The sequence below is a fragment of the Streptomyces sp. NPDC007983 genome (assembly GCF_042958345.1).
Taxonomy (GTDB): Bacteria; Actinomycetota; Actinomycetes; order Streptomycetales; family Streptomycetaceae; genus Streptomyces.
In genome coordinates this window covers 34,528-50,492 of record NZ_JBIBJI010000005.1, presented here as the reverse complement: position 1 = coordinate 50,492, position 15,965 = coordinate 34,528, and the positions used below count along the sequence as shown (strand labels likewise).

Genomic DNA, 15,965 nt, shown 5'->3' with positions numbered 1-15,965 from the left:
GACTCGTACGCATGACGCTCAGGGAGCGCAAGGCGGGGCTCGTCGGCGCCTTCGTCGCCCTGGTCGGTGCGTCCGCCCTGGTCACCGCGTTCGGCATCCTCCTGCAGTCGGGCATCGGATCCGGCGTCCCGACCCAGCGTTACGCGGGCGCCGCCGTCGTCGTCAGCGGCAAACAGTCCTTCAAGGTCCATGACGGCAAGACCAAGGAGAAGCCGCTGGCCGAACCGGCCGCGCTGGACCGCGATCTGGTGGCCAGGATCGCCCGGGTTCCAGGCGTCCGGAAGGCCGTCGGCGACGTCAGCTTCCCCGCCCAGGTGGTGAACGGCTCCGGCGATCTGGTGGAGGCCGACAACGGCCGGCCGTCCACGGGACACGGCTGGGGCAGCGCGGCCCTGGGCCCCTTCGAGCTGAGCGGCGGACGGGCGCCGGAGCACGACGGTGAGGTCGTGCTCGACGCCCACCTCGCCGAACAGGCAAAGATCACCCCTGGCCGGCGGGTGAGGCTGGCGACCACCGAGGCCGCCGCCTCGTTCGAGGTCGTGGGCCTCGCCACGCTCAAGTCCACGGACGAGGAGCTGCGCTCCGCCCCCCTGTTCTTCACCGAGTCCGACGCGGCGCGGCTGTCCGGCGACCCCGGCCGGGTGCGGGCGGTCGGGGTCATCGCCGCGCCGGGAACCGACACCGGCGAGCTCGAGGACCGGATCAAGGACAAGCTGCACGGGCAGGAGATCACCACCCGTACCGGCTCGGACCGCAGCCGGATCGAGAACCCGGATGTGGCCACCGCGCGGAGCGACCTGCAGGAAATGGCCGGCTCGCTCGGCGCCACGGTCATCCTCATCGCGATGATCGTGGTGTCCAGCACCCTGGCGCTCAGTGTGCACCAGCGCCGCCGCGAGCTGGCCCTGCTGCGCGCCGTCGCCGCCACTCCCCGGCAGATCTACAAGATGATGGCCGCCGAGGCGTTACTCGTCTCCGGTGTGGCGTCGGTGCTCGGCTGCTTCCCCGGAATCCTGGTCGCCCAGCTGATGCGGGCGGCGCTGACCACCATCGGCATGGTGCCCGACGACTTCACGTTCTCCTACGGGCCGCTCCCCATGCTGGTCGCCGTGTTCGCCGGAATCATCGCCGCCGAGGCGGCGGCCCTCGGTGTCGCCCGGAAGGCGGTGGCCGTCCGTCCGGTGGAGGCCATGGGCGAAGCGGCCGTGGACAAGCCGAAACTGGGCCGGTGGCGGGTGTTCTCGGGCGTGATGCTGTTCCTGCTCGGCGCCGCCGCCTCCCTGCTGCCGCTGTTCTTCGGCAGCATCTTCGCCGTGGCCGGAGCGGGCTCCGGTGGCCTGGTGATGGTGATCGCGGTGCTGCTCCTGAGCCCCCCGGTGGTGAGCCTGTCGACCCGTCTGCTGGCCCGGCCGGTCCGCAAGCGCACCGGCCCGCACGGCTGGCTGGCGGTGGCCAACACCCGTGCCAACGCCCGTCGGCTGGCCGCCGGGATCGGCCCGCTGACGCTGGCGATCGGCTTCGCGATGGTGCAGCTGGTCATCCCCACCACCACCGCCGAGGCCGCGCAGGACCAGGCGGAGCAGGGCATCGTGGCCGACTTCACCCTCAACGGCCAGGCGGGCGGTGTCCCCATGCCCGCGGTCGAGGACGCGGCCCGGCTGCCCGGGGTGGCCGCCGCCACCGGCGTCATCCGGGTCGACCTGGCCGCCTCGCGTGCGGTGCTGGACTCGCCGGAAATCTTCGAGTACCAGGGCCAGGGGGTCACGCCCCGGGGGCTGGAGAAGAACATGGACCTGGAGGTGACCGACGGCAGCGTGAGCCGGCTGCGCGACGGGACCGTGGCCCTCAGCACCGGCGCCGCCAGCACGCTGGGCGTGGGCGTGGGGGAGCGGGCGCGGCTGCATCTGCCCGACGGTGTCGAGGCCAAACCGGTCGTGGTGGCGGTCTACAAGCGGGGACTGGGGTTCGGCGACGTCACCCTTCCGCAGCGGACCGTTCTCGACCACAGCAACCGGCGGCTGGACGACACCGTGTTCGTCAAGGCGGCGCCCGACGCCGACAAGGACAAGGTCAAGGCGGCGCTGGAGAACCTCGGCAAGCGCTACCCCGGAACCGATGTCCTCGACGACGCGGGCCTGTCGGCCGCCCAGGAGGACCAGGCGACGTCCAGCGTGCTCACCAGCGCCCTGCCGCTGGCCCTGGTCTTCGGATACCTGGCCATCTCGGTGGCCAACACGCTGGTGATGGCCACCCTGAGCCGGGTACGGGAGTTCGCCCTGCTCCGGCTCGTGGGCGCCCCCGCCCGGCAGGTGATGCGCATGATGAGGGTGGAAACGGTCATCGTGGTGATCACCGCGGTGGTCATCGGCAGCGTGGTGCCCCTGCTTCCGCTGGTCACCGTCAGCCTCGGACTGACCGGATCGCCCGTGCCGTACATCCCCCCGCTGCTGTACCTGGGGATCGTCGCGGCGACGGCCGCGATCGGCGCGTCGGCGATCCTGCTGCCCACCCGCTGGGCGCTGCGTACGGCGCCGGTGAACGCCATCGGCCTGCGGGAAGTGTGATGCGCTTCTTGAGGCCGAGATCGGACAGCTGCTGGTCGAGCCCGCGAAAATACGCGTGGGCCACCGCCGCGGGGGAGCCCGCGTAGGCGAGGTCGGCCAGCTCCGCCAGCGCGACCGACTCCCGCCCGGGGAACCTGTCCCTGGGCACGACCGCCCCGAGCCGTTCCGACATCACCGGCACCTGCTCCAGCGCCGGGTCGCTGCCGACCGGGAGCCGGGCCAGCGTCAGCGCCAGCCGGCCGTCCCCCACCGCGTCGACCAGGCGGTCGGCGGCGCCCGGCCAGCGTGTGATCTCGAACCGGTCGCCGACCCGCTCGGCCAGGGCGTCGATCCGTGTCCGCAGCTCCGGGTGGATGCCGGTGGGCACGCCGAGCAGCACGGTGGTCCGCTGTGGCCGGGCCGTCTCGTCCAGCCGCCACTTGATGGAATCGACCTGATCCAGCACACCGCGCGCGATCGGCAGCAGCGCGCTCCCGGCCGGGGTGAGCCTCATACGGTGGGTGTCGCGGTCGAAGAGCCGGTGTCCGAGCTCGTTCTCGAGGTCCTTGATCCGCCGGCTCAGCGGGGACGCCGCCATGTGCAGTTTGCGGGCCGCGGTGGAGAAGTTCAGTTCCTGGGCGACGGCGGCGAAGTAACGCAGGTGTAGGAGCTCCACGGACCCCACGCCAGCCACCGCGCCCCGCGGGTCCCGTCCCCGGTGCGACTACCGCTTTCGGGCGGAATAGGCACCGATCCCCGCCGGTTGGACCCGGCGTGGCTACTTTAGGAATCATCGGCAGCGGGAAGATCGGCGGCACTCTCGCGCGACTGGCCGTGAACGGCGGACTCGACGTCGTGCTCAGCAACTCCCGCGGCCCGCGGACACTGACCGATCTGGTCGCGGAACTCGGCCCCCGGGCCCGGGCGGCGACCGCGGCGGAGGCAGCGGCGGCGGGCGACTGGGTGGTGGTGTCCGTGCCGTTCAGGGCGTACGACTCCGTACCGCGCGAACCCCTCGCGGGCAAGACGGTCATCGACACCGGCAACTACTCTCCACAGCGCGACGGCAGGGTCGCGGCCCTGGACGACGACGCGACCACCAGCAGCGAGCTGCTTCAGCGGCACCTCGGCGCGTCGGCACACGTCGTGAAGGCCTTCAACAACATCCACCACACCCACCTCGCCGTACTGACCAGGCCAGCGGGCGCCGAGGAGCGCACCGCTCTCCCCATCGCCGGCGACAACGCCGAGGCGAAGCGGCACGCGACCGAACTGCTCGACGCCCTCGGGTACGACACCGTCGACGCGGGCCCCCTCGCGCAGGGCAGGCTGTTCGCCCCGGGCACACCCGCCTACGGCGCCCCCTACACGGAGCTGCCCCCCGACTCGTTCGGCCCCCTGGCCCCCGGCTCCGCCCCGGCCGGCTTTCTCTCCCTGAAGGCAGGTCCCGCGTCGGCAGCCGAGATACGAGCGCTCCTGGCGAAGCCGTGAAGCGGACGCCAACCCCTCGCCCGGCGCCCGCCGTCGGCGCCGGACGAGGCCGTCAGACCTCGAACGCCCGGGCCACCGCGAAACTGTCCTCGTAGACGTGGTGCCGGGTGACAAGGCCGTCTTCGACCGTGAGGTGCAGAGCGAACCGTGCGCGGTAGGGGCGGCCGGTGGGGCGGGCGGTTTGGCGGATCTCGCCGAGTACGACCGCGTCGTCGCCGTCTATGAGGATGCGCTCGATCTCGGTGGCCGCCGCCCCGGGCACGTGGTGCTCGGCAAGCTCGCGGTAGTGGGCGGCGGCCTCGGCGCGGGTGGTGCGGTGGCGGATCCACGGGGTGGCGGTGCGGCCGTGTTCGTCCTCCGGCCAGTCCAGTTTCCAGTCGCCTCGCTCGGCATACAGCTCGGCGATGTGCTCGGGGTCGCCCTCGCCGATCCGGCGCAGCAATTCCTCGACCACATCGCGCGTGGTCGTGGGTGCGGATGCCGCCATTGCTGATCCTTTCCGTTCGGAACCCGCGTGTTGTGACGCGGAGATCGTTATTCTGACCGGCATCGACCGCCCACGGCGATTACTTCCCGGGTAAGGAGGTCACTTCCGGCGGTCGCGCAGTGAGCTCGCGAGCTGAGCCGGATCCGTGGTCAGCCAGTCGTAGCTGATCCCGTTCCAGAAGGAGCACCGGTGCCGCGCCGCGTACGCCTCGGAATCGACGGCCTTGCCGCGGCCGCCGGGCAGCAGGGACATGAGCGTGGTGCCGCGGTACGGGGGCCACGCCGCCTGCCCGTCCGTCGCGGGGTCGGCGTCGCGTACGAACGCGCCCCAGTAGCGCAGCATCGTCCGCGACAGCCGCCGCTGCTCCGGTGTCAGTGGCTTCGCGGCCATGCCGGGCCACAGGTAGGGGAGCTCGGCGGCGTGGGCCGCGCCCGGTGCGAAGCCCGGGGGAGTGGGGCCGCGCGAGGGCGCTGGCTCGCGGTCGCCGAATTCGTAGAAGTACGTCCTGGGCTGCCGGTACGCGAAACGCTCCGCGAGGCGCTGGTATTGGCACCCGCCCATCCCGTAGAACACGCTGCTGTCGGTCCACACCGCGCCGAGGGCGTACGCCGCGCTGTACGGGCCGCCGTCGGCGCCGTACGGATAGCGGGCGAGCACCCCGTCGGCGTGGGGGCCGAACTGCCGCCTGATCACGCGCTCGTACCGCTCCCGGGGCGCGTTCGCGAACGGCAGTGCCCACTTGCGTGTCTCGTCGCGGTTGGTGCCGATGAGGACGGGGACGTCGGCGAACCTTCCGGTGCGCACCGCGACGCCCGGTGCGACCGGCAGTTCCGGGACGCCGGACACGGGCAGGGGACCGTTCAGGATGCCACCGAAGTCGTGCCCGGCGGCCAGCACCTCGTCCGGTCGCTTGGCCCGCAGACAGGACGCGGCGGTCGCGGAGTCACGGCAGCCCGCGGCGGTGGCGTAGCTCGTGCCCCGCGCCCTGGCCTGCGCGGCCGTGAGACTCGGGCACCCGCCGCTCTGGATGATGGCGCGGTCGAACAGGCCGCGGGCCGGGGGCGAGGCCATGAGGGCGCACACGGACTGGCCACCGGCAGACTCGCCCGAGAGCGTCACGCGGCCGGGATCCCCGCCGAACGCGGCGATGTTCCGCTGGGTCCAGCGCAGCGCCGCCTGCTGGTCGAGCAGACCGTAGTTGCCCGCACCCCGCTCGCTCAGCCCGGGCAGGTCGAGGAAGCCGAACACGCCGAGCCGATAGTTGATCGTGACGACCACGATGTTGTTGGTCCGCGCGAGCAGCGAACCGTCGTAGAGGTCGCCCGAACCGCTCATGAAGCCCCCGCCGTGGATCCAGAACAGCACCGGCAGCGGATGGTCCGTGCGCCGTTCGGGGGCGTAGACGTTGAGGTACAGGCAGTCCTCACTCGTGCCCGGGCCGCCGCCCGCCGTTTGCTCACAGCGCGCACCGGGACGGTCCGCCGACCGGACACCTGGCCATGCGGCCGCGGGCGCGGGCGGGCGCCAGCGCAGGCCGCCGACCGGTGGCGCGGCGTACGGGATGCCGAGGAACCGGCCGACCCCGTCCGCCGCGGCGCCCTCGACCACGCCCTTGTCGGTGGCCACCGTCAAGGGCCGCGAGACCGTGGGCGCGGCCGAGGGGACGGTCATCACCGCGGCCAGGCCCACGACGGCCGCGAGTACACGTCGGATCATGGCTCGCCCTGGACCTCCCGTAAGGCAGGAGTCCATCGAATCATGCGCCGGACCGGCGCTTCGAACCGCTCCGTCCCCGCCCGGGCCCGGGCCCGGCCCGGACCGGCCCGGCTGTCAAGGGGGAAGCCGGGGGCACTCGCCGCGACGGCCGCACCGGCCGCTCCGCCGTCTCCGCCTACCCCGAACTCGCCGACACCCCCGCCGGGCAGCGCCTGCCCGAGTGCGTACCTCTTCGACGTCCAGTCCATCGGCGGTTCCGATGTCACCGGGCTGCCCCTGCGGCGCCGCAAGGTTCTGCTGCGCTCCCTGCTCACCTGGCGCGATCCGCTGCGCCTGATCCCGCACCGCCCACCGGCGCCGGGACGCACTGGGCGCGTCCCCAACTGGTCGCCGAGGTCGCGTTCACCGAATGGACCCTCGACGGACGCCTGGCCTGCTCGTAGGCGATCGTCGTCTCCAGGACGGAGGAGACGCCGGGCAGCAGCCAGTTGACCGCCTTCTGCTGCTGCGCCTCGATGTAGCGGGTCCGCGCCAGCTGCCGCTTGACCTCCGGATCGGGGCAGTGCCGGGCGAACGGGTGGCTGAAGAGGATCGCCTCGACCTCGATCCCGTTCATGGTGATGACGCGGCACCCCGGTACCGGATACCCGCGGATCACCCGTACGCGCTGCCTTATGAGAGGTGCGGCGAGCCCTGGTGAGACTACACAGGTGCCTGACCTCTCCGAAAAGGCAGGCGCGTGCGCGCTCTGCCCCCGACAGACAAGGCGATTGCATGGCGACGGCGATCGAATCCGGGGCCCCGGCGCCCGTTTCGAGACGCACGGTGGGCACCGTGCTGGTCACCTGGATGACTACAACGGATCATAAGAAGATTGGACATCTCTATCTGATTTCCTCGTTCATCTTCTTTCTGTTCGGGGGGTTGCTCGCCCTTGTCATGCGGGCCGAACTGGCCCGCCCCGGGATTCAGATCCTCTCCAACGAGCAATACAATCAGGCTTTCACCATGCACGGCACGGTCATGCTGCTGCTGTTCGCCACGCCGACGTTCGCCGGTTTCGCCAACGCGGTCATGCCCCTGCAGATCGGGTCCCCGGACGTCGCCTTTCCCCGCCTCAACATGCTGTCCTTCTGGCTGTTTCTCTTCGGCGGGCTGATGGTGGTCAGCAGCATGCTGCTCATTCCCGCGGGGACCGCCGACTTCGGCTGGACCGCCTACGCCCCCCTCAACAGCGCGGAACGGACACCGACCGTCGGCGCCGACCTCTGGATCATGGGGCTGGCGCTGGCGGGGTTCGGCACGATCCTCGGCGCGGTCAACTTCATCACCACGATCCTGTGCATGAGGGCCCCCGGCATGACCATGTTCCGCCTGCCCATCTTCACCTGGAACATCCTGTTCACCTCGGTGCTCGTGCTGTTCGCGTTCCCCATCCTGGCCGCGGCGCTCCTCGTCCTGGAGGCGGACCGGCGGTTCGGCTCGGTGGTGTTCGAGGCGGCGAACGGGGGACCCCTTCTGTGGCAGCACCTGTTCTGGTTCTTCGGGCACCCCGAGGTCTACATCATCGCTCTGCCCTTCTTCGGCATCGTCACCGAAATCATCCCGGTGTTCTCCCGTAAGCCGATCTTCGGATATGCCGGGCTCGTCGGCGCGACCATCGCCATCACCGCTCTGTCCATCACGGTGTGGGCACATCACATGTTCGCCACCGGGGCCGTACTGCTGCCGTTCTTCTCCCTCATGACCTTCCTGATCGCCGTGCCGACCGGCGTCAAGTTCTTCAACTGGGTCGGAACCATGTGGAGAGGTTCCCTCAGCTTCGAAACCCCGATGCTGTGGTCCGTCGGATTCCTGGTCACCTTCCTCTTCGGCGGCTTGACGGGAATCATCCTCGCCTCCCCGCCCATGGACTTCCACGTCACCGACAGCTACTTCGTGGTGGCGCATTTCCATTACGTCGTCTTCGGCACCGTTGTCTTCGCCACCTTCGCGGGCTTCTACTACTGGTGGCCGAAAATGACCGGCACCATGCTGGACGAACCTCTGGGAAAGATCCACTTCTGGACCCTCTTCATCGGTTTCCACACCACATTCCTCGTCCAGCACTGGCTGGGGGCGGAAGGCATGCCCCGCCGCTACGCCGACTACCTGGCCGCGGACGGCTTCGCCGCGCTGAACACCGTCTCCACCATCGGCGCCTTCCTGCTCGGGCTCTCGACGCTGCCCTTCCTCTTCAACGTCTGGAAGACCGCCAACTTCGGGCAGCGCGTGACGGTGGACGACCCCTGGGGCTACGGCCGGTCCCTGGAGTGGGCCACCTCCTGCCCGCCCCCGCGCCACAACTTCTCCACGCTGCCGAGGATCCGGTCCGATTCGCCCGCGTTCGACTTGCACCACCCCGCGATCGCCGTGCTCGATCAGGCCCGGCACACGGATCAGCGTGACATCGTCGAACCGGAGGAAGGCGCCGCCCCTCCGGGCGGCCAGGGTGAGAGGCCATGAGCCCGGAGACGGACCACGACCGGGAGGTGGCCGCGGGGCTGGTCGAGATCGAGGGCCTGCTACTGGCCGCCCACCACCGGCGCAGGGCCCGCGAGGAAGGCGAGGCGTTCGCCCGCCGCATGCCCTGGCTCACTCCTCCGCAGCACAGGGAAGTCGCGCGTCTCTACACCGACCGGCACATGGCGCTCGCCAAGGAGATACTGCGCACCGTCATCAGCCGCAGCGAGGAACTCAAGGCCGAATACACCCACCGCTACCGCTCGCTGAAGAAGCGGCTGCTGACCGTCACCGTGACATCGGTGGTCGCGGCGGCGGTGCTGTTGGTGGCGCTCCAGCGGCAAGGACTGGCCCCCTGAGCGCGACGCGCTCTCGTGTCGTGACACCTGGTGGCGCATCGCGGCGGTATTGATAGTCCTGTGCTCACGACCGGAACCGAGGAGGCGCCACGGCGATGTCTTCGTCGCTGAGTGACCGGGGCGCCAGGGGGCGGCGGATGCTGGCCGGGCTGCTGGCCGAAAGCCACTTGATGCCGCTGGAGATGCTGCCCGCCAGGACCCGCGAATACGCGGCGCTCGCCGGTCTCACGGAGGTGGTGATCTATCTGCGCGATCTGCAGGGCCACGTGCTGCGCAGGCTCTCCGGCGCGGGGCTCACCACGCCGCCCGCGGCGCCGGAGGCGCCGGATGAGCTGGTGATCGAAGGGACCGTGGCAGGGCGGGCGTACCAGCTGGGACAGATCACCGCCGACGACATGCCGCACGCCGCCCTCAGGCGCTGGGTGCCGCTGCTGGACGGCACCGAGCGGGTCGGGGTGATGCGGGTGACCGTCGACACCGACGACGCGCGAACCTCGGAGGACATGGAGGCGCTGGCCGCGCTGCTGGCCCTGCTGATCGTCCGTAAGGCGGACACCAGCGACACCTACGCGCGCCTGACACGGACCAGGGCGATGGGGATCACCGCCGAGATGCAGTGGAACCTGATGCCGGAGCGCACGTTCGTGGACGGCAGGGTGGCGATCTCCGGCGTCCTGGAACCCGCCTACCAGGCGAGCGGGGATGCCTATGAGTACGCCACCGACGGGCCGTTGGTACATCTGGCGATCTTCGACGCCATGGGGCACGACACCACCGCCGGACTGGCCGTGGCCCTGGCGATGGGCGCCTGCCGCAACGCACGCCGGCAGGGGGCCGGGCTGGTGGAGATCGGGCGGGCCGTGGACGACGCGCTGCTCGGCCAGTCCCCGCAGGCCCGTTACGTCACCGGCGTCCTCTGCTGCCTGGACACCCGCAGCGGCGCTCTGTCCTGGATCAACCGCGGACACCCACCGCCGATCGTCATCCGCCGGGAGGCAGGCGGTTCGGCCTGCCTGGACTGTCCGCCCGCGCCGCCCATGGGTATCGGCCTGGGACCCGAGGCCACCGTGTGCCACGAGCGGCTGGAGCCCGGGGACCGCATCGTCCTGTACACCGACGGCATCACCGAGGCGCGCCGGCCCGGTGAACGGGAATTCGGGGTCGACCGCTTCACCGATCTGCTCACCCGCCACCACGCGGCGGGCCTGCCGGTACCCGAGACCCTGCGCAGGGTGATCCACACCGTCCTGGACCACCACGGCGGGGAACTGGAGGACGACGCCACGATCCTTTTCTGCGAATGGATCAGCCCCACCCCCACGCCCAGTGGAGAGGCCGCCAGACTGGCCGGGATCCCGCAGCGTCCCGATTAGCGTGACGGCCGCCGGGTACCTGCCCGGCCTGGAACGCGGTGGCCCGGGCGGGCACGGCCCACGCGTCGGAAGGAGAAATCATGCCGACGACCGATGGCCTCGAGGAATATCGGCGCAAGCGGGCCCTGTCGCCCGGCCGTACGGCGGTGACTTCGGGACCGACCTCCTGCACGACGCCCATCGGTTCGTGGCCCAGGATGTCGCCCGCCTCGAGGAAGGGGCTTCTCGATCACTGGATCGGGAACGGTGTCCACCCGCACGCCCGCCTTGCCATGCCATGCCATGTCAGGGCTTTCATCACGTCTCCTTGCCCGATGATTCGTCAGCGCAACGCGAGAGTTGAGCCCGCGTTTCCTTCGCGCTCCGGCCGAGGGCCGATGCGAAGACGGACACACGAAGGGGGGAACTTCCGTCTCGGCGTGACACCGGCGACCGCGGCGGGAAACGCACAGTGACGGATGATCCGCTCACCATGTGAAGGACGGAGACGGCTGATGGCGACCACTGCTGACGGGGCCTTGACCGAGGGGAAGGCGGCCCGCGGACTGCAACTGCCGGGGATCGTCCTGGGGGTCGGGCTCGGAGGGTTCGTCGACGGAATCCTGCTGCACCAGCTCCTCCAGTGGCACCACATGCTCAGCGGCACCGACCACGACCACATCGGGGTGAAGTACTACAGCCCGCACTCCGTCTCCGGTCTGCGGATGAACACGGTCTGGGACGGCGTCTTCCACACCGTGTGCTGGCTCGCCGTCCTGACGGGGCTCGCGGTCCTGTACTCCCGCGTCACCCATCATCGCCGCCGGGTGTGGGCCTCCCGGGTGCTGTGGGGGTGGATCCTGGTGGGCTGGGGGCTGTTCAACCTGGTCGAAGGCGTGCTGGACCACCATCTTCTCGGCATCCACCATGTGCACGGCGGACCGCGGCAGCTGTGGTGGGACATCGGCTTCCTCGTGCTGGGGGCTCTGCTGGCCGTCGGCGGCTACGGGCTCCAGCGGAGCGGGCGCCCCTTCGACCCCGAAGCCGGGGACGCCCGGCGGAGCGGACGGGCCGGCTGATGGGCGGCGGCCACCCGCACACCGGCCACGGTGCGGGCAGCGGCGCCCTGGCGGCCGCGCTGCCCGCCATCGTCATGCTCCTGTGCGTCTGCGGCTATCTTCGGCTGGCCCATCGGGCCAGGCTCCGCAACCCGGCGCGGGGCTGGAGCCGGTGGCGGTCGGCCTCCTTCGCGACCGGGGCTGCCCTGCCGGCCGTGGCGCTGCTGCCGCCCCTGGCTCCGTTCGCACACGCCGACTTCCGCGGCCACATGGCCCAGCACATGCTCATCGGCATGTACGCTCCGCTCGCCCTCGTCCTCGGCGCCCCCGTCACCCTGCTCCTGCGGAACCTGCCCGCCACCCACGGCCGACGGCTGACCACGGCCCTGCACAGCCGCCCCGCCCGGATCCTGACCCACCCGGCCACCGCGCTGCTGCTGGCCTCCGGAAGCCTGGTGGCGCTCTACTTCACCCCGCTCTACCGCGCCACCACGACCTGGCCGCCCGGACACTGGCTGCTGCACGCCCACTTCCTGCTGTCCGGCTGCCTCTTCGCCCACGTCATCGCCGGTCCCGACCCGGCCGCCAGACGGCCCGGTGTGCGGGCCCGCCTGGTGTGGCTCGGCTGCGCCATCGCCCTCCACGCCGGGGTGTCGCAGCTGATGTACGGCGGGTTCGGGATCGACATCCCCGCTCCCGCCGCCGAGGTCCAGGGGGCGGCGGAAATCATGTACTACGGCGGTGACATCGCCGAGCTGCTGCTCGCCGGCGCACTCGTCGCCACCTGGCGCCCCGCCCGCCACACGGTCCCGGCCACGGCCGCGTCCGCCGGGTGCTGAGGGACACCGAAGGGGCCAACCGGGCCGTGTTTTGTGCTCACTGCCCCGGGCACCCGCGTGCCCCCGGTGGTGACTTCGGCACCGGCCGCGTCGTCGCCCTGCTCTACGCACGTGAGGGCGCGGACGTCGCCATCGTCTACCCGCCCTACGAACAGCCCGATGCCGAGGGAACGCAGCGCGTCGTGGATGAGCGGGGCCGGGGTGTCCGCGCCAACGTCGTCGCGCCCGGCCCCACCTGGTCCGTCCTCAGCATCGCCGACGCCCACATGCCACGCGAAGGTCTCGCGCAGCTCGGCAGCGAAGCCCCCTGGGCTGTTCCGCCCAGCCGGAGGAAATCGCACCGGCCTATGTGTACTTGGCCTCCGACGCGGATTCGAGCTACACGGTCGGCGAGGTGATCGCGGTGACCGGCGGAGTCGTGGACACGCGCTGAAGACGGCCCATTCCGAATGTGTTTGGGGGTGTGGGGGGCGGGGCAGGCGCTGGTTGTGCTTCGGACTGGAGGCACGCCCAAGGGAGCAGTTCGGCTGCTCGGGGTGTGCTGTGTCCGGCACCCCCGGCAGGTGGATTTCTCCCATGGTGCTACCGACCACAGGATGAGGGAGACCGCGCCATGACTGCCGAACGCGCACGCAGCAAGCACTCGCACGACGACGCTCCCGACACCACTGCCGAGTTCGAGCGCATCGCCACTCTGCCCGATGGTCCCGAAAAGGAGGCGCTGCGGCAAGAGGTCGTACGCGCCTGGATGCCGATGGCGGAGCGGCTGGCGAGGCAGTTCCGTAACCGCGGTGAGTCGGCGGAGGATCTGCGCCAGGTCGCCATGCTCGGCTTGGTCAAGGCCGTCAAGCGCTACGAGCCGGACCGCGGCAGCGCCTTCGCGAGCTTCGCCGTGCCGACCGTTGTCGGGGAGATCAAGCGCCACTTCCGGGACCACATGTGGGGCGTGCACGTGCCGCGCCGGGTCCAGGAGTTGCGCAACCGGGTGCGGGCGGCCGTGCAGGACCTCACGCGCACCCCCGACGACCGTTCCCCGAGCGTGGCCGACATCGCCCGGCACACCGGGATGAGCGAAGAGGACGTCCTGCTGGGGATGGAGGCGATGGAAAGCTTCTCCGCGCTGTCCCTGGACGCCGAACTGCCGGGCGCCGACGACGGATACTCCCTGGCCGACACCCTCGGCGCGCCGGAGCCTTCTTACGACCGTGTCATTCAGCGCGAGGCCCTGAAGCCCAAGCTGCGTGCCCTGCCCGAGCGGGAGCGCCGGATCCTGTACCTGCGTTTCTTCCGTGAGGAGACCCAGGGCCGGATCGCCGAGCAGCTCGGCATCTCCCAGATGCACGTCTCCCGGCTGATCAGCCGGACCTGCGCCAAGCTGCACGACCAGATCGAGGCAAAGGCGGCGTGACGTTCACTCACCGGCACTCATCGAGGGCCGCCCCTCATCGAGGGAGAAGTCACGCGGCGGCGGACGCGACCCCGGGGGCCGTCCTGTCCGGCGAGGGACTGATGGGCGCGGGAGGCGGAGACGCCGCGCAGCTTCGCGCGCTGGGCGTCGGTCCTTGACACGAGCCGGGGGATCCACGGCCGCAGCCGGTCCACGCCGAGCGTGCTGGAGGGGCAGGTCCCGGGCTTCGGCTTCGGGCCGCCGGTGAGACGGGCCAGCCGGCCGAAGGTCTTGGAGGTCGCGACGCAGGAGGCGGGGGCCGGGAGTTCGCGCAGTTCGGCCGTTGCCTCGCTGATCACGGAGCGTACGTAGGCGCGCAACTCCTTGACCTCCCGCTTCTTCACCGGGGTGGTCTCCGGGAGGTGATGGCGGGTGAGCCGTCCCGCTCCCAGGGGGACGGAGATGGCGGCGTCGGGCTCGGCGCGGCCGCCGGAGGCGATCTCCATGGAGCCGCCGCCGATGTCGAAGAGCAGCATCCGGTCGGCGGACCAGCCGTACCAGCCGCGGGCCGCCAGGAAGGTCAGCCGCGCCTCCTCGAGGCCGCTCATGAAGCCGACGTGGATTGCGGTGGCGGCCTCGATCTCGGCGAGGACGGCCTCCTGGTTGGTCGCGTCCCGTACGGCGGACGTGGCGTGGGCGACCAGGTCGTCGACGTGGTGGGCGCCCGCGACCGCCCCGGCCTCGGTCACGGCGCCGACGACACGGCGTATCGCGGCCTGGTCGATCCCCCCTGCCGGTCGGTGGCCTCGGCGAGACGCACCGACCGCTTCAGGCCCGCCACATGCTCGGGCGGGCTGTCCGGGACGAGATCGGCTATCTGGAGGTGGACGGAACGGGAACCGATATCGAGCACTCCTAGTCGCATCCCCGAGTTCCCAAGGGGCCCGGCTCCAGTCCGGGCGATCGGGGTTTCGTCCCGCCGGCCCCGCCGGGCCCCGCCGGCCGGATCACCGGGCGCACAGGGGTTAGAGGTACGGCGCCGAGGGGGACTCGGGCCGTGGAATACACCTGGCCTTGGAGCGGCCGCTTGTCGGGTGCTCCGGCCGCAACAGGGCGCCTTATGTGAGAAGGCGTGGAAAGAAGGGCAGTGACATGCCTGCGGGTTCCAATTTCAAGCGTGAACGGCAGTACGAGCACATCAAGGAAGGCGCGGAGAAGCGCGGCACGTCCACGGGGCGCGCCAAGGAAATCGCCTCCCGCACCGTGAACAAGGAGCGCGCCCGCTCGGGAGAGGCCAAGTCGGCCGGCAAGACCTCGACGCGGGACCGGAAGTCCGCGTCCCAGCGCGGCGGCGAGCGCTCGCACAGCGGCTCCGGGGGCCCAACCCGTGACCAGCTGTACAACCAGGCGAAGCAGCGCGGGATCGAGGGTCGCTCGCATATGAACAAGGAGCAGTTGGCCAAGGCCCTCGGGCGGTGAGGAAGGGGCGTGCCGCCGGTGGCGCCGAGGCCACCGCACACGCCGATTCTCCCCGTGGTCGGCGCGCATCGCGCATACCTTTCGCCGGACAGGGAATTCGAAAATTCTCTGGACTGCGGAGGAGACATGACGATGGCAAGCCCGGAACTCACGTCGTCGGCGCATGACCATTCATGCCCGTCCTGCACGAGCGCGCCGTCCTCCGAAGAGTGCGAGCGGCCGGAGACCGACCGCGAACGCCTCAACCGGAAATGGAACGAGATTCTCCAGGAGACGCGGGTCGCACAGACCGGGGTGCAGATTCTCTTCGGATTCCTGCTTTCCCTCGCCTTCACTCCGGCGTTCCGGGACCTGGAACTCTTCGACCGCGTCCTTTATGTGGTGACCGTGGCGGCAGGGGCCTCCTCGGTCGCCGCTTTGATAGCTCCGGTGTCCATCCACCGGTTTCTGTCCGGGCTGCGGATGAAGGACGAGGTCGTCGAAGCCGCCGGGCGGTTCATGGCGTGCGGGATGGTGCTGCTGGCGCTCACGATCGCGTGCACTCTGCTGCTCATCCTCAACGTCGTCACCGACAGTGTGGTCGGCGAATTGGTCGTCGGGATTGTCATGCTCTGGTTCACCGTCTGCTGGTACGTCATTCCCCTGCGGCTCCGGCGCAAGTCCCGGCGGCGCGGCGACTGAGGTCCGGACACTGTGAGGAAGGCCACCGGCGGCGGGGTCTCCTTCCGTGGGGTTCGTCTGTGAGCAGGGAC

At 70.7% G+C, this 15,965-nt stretch carries 15 protein-coding genes and 3 pseudogenes; 11 read left to right on the top strand and 7 right to left on the bottom strand.

Translation table 11 applies throughout. The features are described from left to right. Positions 1-11: 11 nt before the first annotated feature. A pseudogene (locus ACFZCY_RS17215) lies at positions 12-2,468 on the top strand (FtsX-like permease family protein); the annotation flags it as partial. On the opposite strand, the gene ACFZCY_RS17210 reads toward ACFZCY_RS17215, so the two are convergent. Next, entirely contained in the window at positions 2,401-3,219 is an 819-nt protein-coding gene (locus tag ACFZCY_RS17210) for a LysR family transcriptional regulator (RefSeq protein WP_391173833.1), read from the bottom strand. The pseudogene ACFZCY_RS17215 and the gene ACFZCY_RS17210 sit on opposite strands and share 68 nt — an antisense overlap. Positions 3,220-3,317: 98 nt before the next feature. Here ACFZCY_RS17210 and ACFZCY_RS17205 point away from each other — a divergent pair, with 98 nt between their 5' ends. Next, on the top strand, positions 3,318-4,034 hold the full coding sequence (locus tag ACFZCY_RS17205) for an NAD(P)-binding domain-containing protein (protein WP_391173830.1): 717 nt from the start codon (positions 3,318-3,320) through the stop codon (positions 4,032-4,034). 52 nt (positions 4,035-4,086) lie between these two features. Here the strand turns inward: ACFZCY_RS17205 and ACFZCY_RS17200 are convergent, their stop codons facing one another. The 3 genes and pseudogenes from ACFZCY_RS17200 to ACFZCY_RS17190 form a co-directional block, all read right to left on the bottom strand. Further along, entirely contained in the window at positions 4,087-4,521 is a 435-nt protein-coding gene (locus ACFZCY_RS17200) for a nuclear transport factor 2 family protein (RefSeq protein ID WP_391173827.1), read from the bottom strand. A gap of 99 nt (positions 4,522-4,620) precedes the next feature. Beyond that, positions 4,621-6,237, bottom strand: a complete 1,617-nt coding sequence (locus ACFZCY_RS17195; RefSeq protein WP_391173824.1) for a carboxylesterase family protein — start codon at positions 6,235-6,237, stop codon at positions 4,621-4,623. 433 nt (positions 6,238-6,670) lie between these two features. Beyond that, a pseudogene (locus ACFZCY_RS17190) lies at positions 6,671-6,880 on the bottom strand (hypothetical protein); the annotation flags it as partial. Between the two features lie 131 nt (positions 6,881-7,011). Between ACFZCY_RS17190 and ctaD the strand changes: the two are divergent. The 3 genes from ctaD to ACFZCY_RS17175 all read left to right on the top strand — a co-directional run bounded on the left by ctaD (position 7,012) and on the right by ACFZCY_RS17175 (position 10,471). Further along, complete coding sequence (gene ctaD / locus ACFZCY_RS17185) at positions 7,012-8,742, top strand: cytochrome c oxidase subunit I (RefSeq protein WP_391173821.1); 1,731 nt, start codon at positions 7,012-7,014, stop codon at positions 8,740-8,742. Further along, the gene (locus tag ACFZCY_RS17180; RefSeq protein ID WP_391173818.1) at positions 8,739-9,098 is read left to right on the top strand and encodes a hypothetical protein; all 360 of its coding nucleotides are present in this window, start codon (positions 8,739-8,741) and stop codon (positions 9,096-9,098) included. The genes ctaD and ACFZCY_RS17180 overlap by 4 nt, the downstream gene beginning before the upstream one ends. Positions 9,099-9,193: 95 nt before the next feature. Next, positions 9,194-10,471 (top strand): SpoIIE family protein phosphatase, encoded by a 1,278-nt coding sequence (locus ACFZCY_RS17175; protein ID WP_391173815.1) that lies wholly within the window; start codon positions 9,194-9,196, stop codon positions 10,469-10,471. A gap of 124 nt (positions 10,472-10,595) precedes the next feature. Here ACFZCY_RS17175 and ACFZCY_RS17170 read toward each other — a convergent pair. After that, positions 10,596-10,755 (bottom strand): annotated as a pseudogene (locus ACFZCY_RS17170) (alcohol dehydrogenase catalytic domain-containing protein); the annotation flags it as partial. 210 nt (positions 10,756-10,965) lie between these two features. Here ACFZCY_RS17170 and ACFZCY_RS17165 point away from each other — a divergent pair. From ACFZCY_RS17165 to ACFZCY_RS17150, 4 genes are all read left to right on the top strand, one after another. Then, complete coding sequence (locus tag ACFZCY_RS17165) at positions 10,966-11,529, top strand: DUF2243 domain-containing protein (RefSeq protein WP_391173813.1); 564 nt, start codon at positions 10,966-10,968, stop codon at positions 11,527-11,529. After that, complete coding sequence (locus ACFZCY_RS17160) at positions 11,529-12,347, top strand: cytochrome c oxidase assembly protein (protein ID WP_391173810.1); 819 nt, start codon at positions 11,529-11,531, stop codon at positions 12,345-12,347. Before ACFZCY_RS17165 ends, ACFZCY_RS17160 begins: the two co-directional genes overlap by 1 nt. A 235-nt stretch (positions 12,348-12,582) precedes the next feature. Then, positions 12,583-12,780, top strand: a complete 198-nt coding sequence (locus ACFZCY_RS17155) for an SDR family oxidoreductase (protein ID WP_391174397.1) — start codon at positions 12,583-12,585, stop codon at positions 12,778-12,780. Positions 12,781-12,960: 180 nt separating this feature from the next. Then, entirely contained in the window at positions 12,961-13,755 is a 795-nt protein-coding gene (locus ACFZCY_RS17150) for a SigB/SigF/SigG family RNA polymerase sigma factor (RefSeq protein WP_391173807.1), read from the top strand. A gap of 17 nt (positions 13,756-13,772) precedes the next feature. Here ACFZCY_RS17150 and ACFZCY_RS17145 read toward each other — a convergent pair whose 3' ends face one another. Together ACFZCY_RS17145 and ACFZCY_RS17140 are read right to left on the bottom strand one after the other, a co-directional pair. Continuing rightward, positions 13,773-14,483, bottom strand: coding sequence for a Ppx/GppA phosphatase family protein (locus tag ACFZCY_RS17145; protein ID WP_391173803.1), 711 nt, complete (start codon positions 14,481-14,483; stop codon positions 13,773-13,775). After that, positions 14,480-14,647, bottom strand: a complete 168-nt coding sequence (locus tag ACFZCY_RS17140; RefSeq protein WP_391173800.1) for a hypothetical protein — start codon at positions 14,645-14,647, stop codon at positions 14,480-14,482. Before ACFZCY_RS17140 ends, ACFZCY_RS17145 begins: the two co-directional genes overlap by 4 nt. Positions 14,648-14,886: 239 nt before the next feature. Here ACFZCY_RS17140 and ACFZCY_RS17135 point away from each other — a divergent pair, with 239 nt between their 5' ends. Together ACFZCY_RS17135 and ACFZCY_RS17130 are read left to right on the top strand one after the other, a co-directional pair. Continuing rightward, positions 14,887-15,213: a plasmid stabilization protein gene (locus ACFZCY_RS17135; RefSeq protein ID WP_391173797.1), complete on the top strand. Its 327-nt coding sequence runs from the start codon at positions 14,887-14,889 to the stop codon at positions 15,211-15,213. Positions 15,214-15,339: 126 nt separating this feature from the next. Beyond that, positions 15,340-15,894 carry a DUF6328 family protein gene (locus ACFZCY_RS17130; RefSeq protein WP_391174394.1) on the top strand — a complete coding sequence of 185 codons (555 nt, stop codon included), beginning with the start codon at positions 15,340-15,342 and terminating at the stop codon, positions 15,892-15,894. The last annotated feature ends 71 nt before the right edge of the window (positions 15,895-15,965 follow it).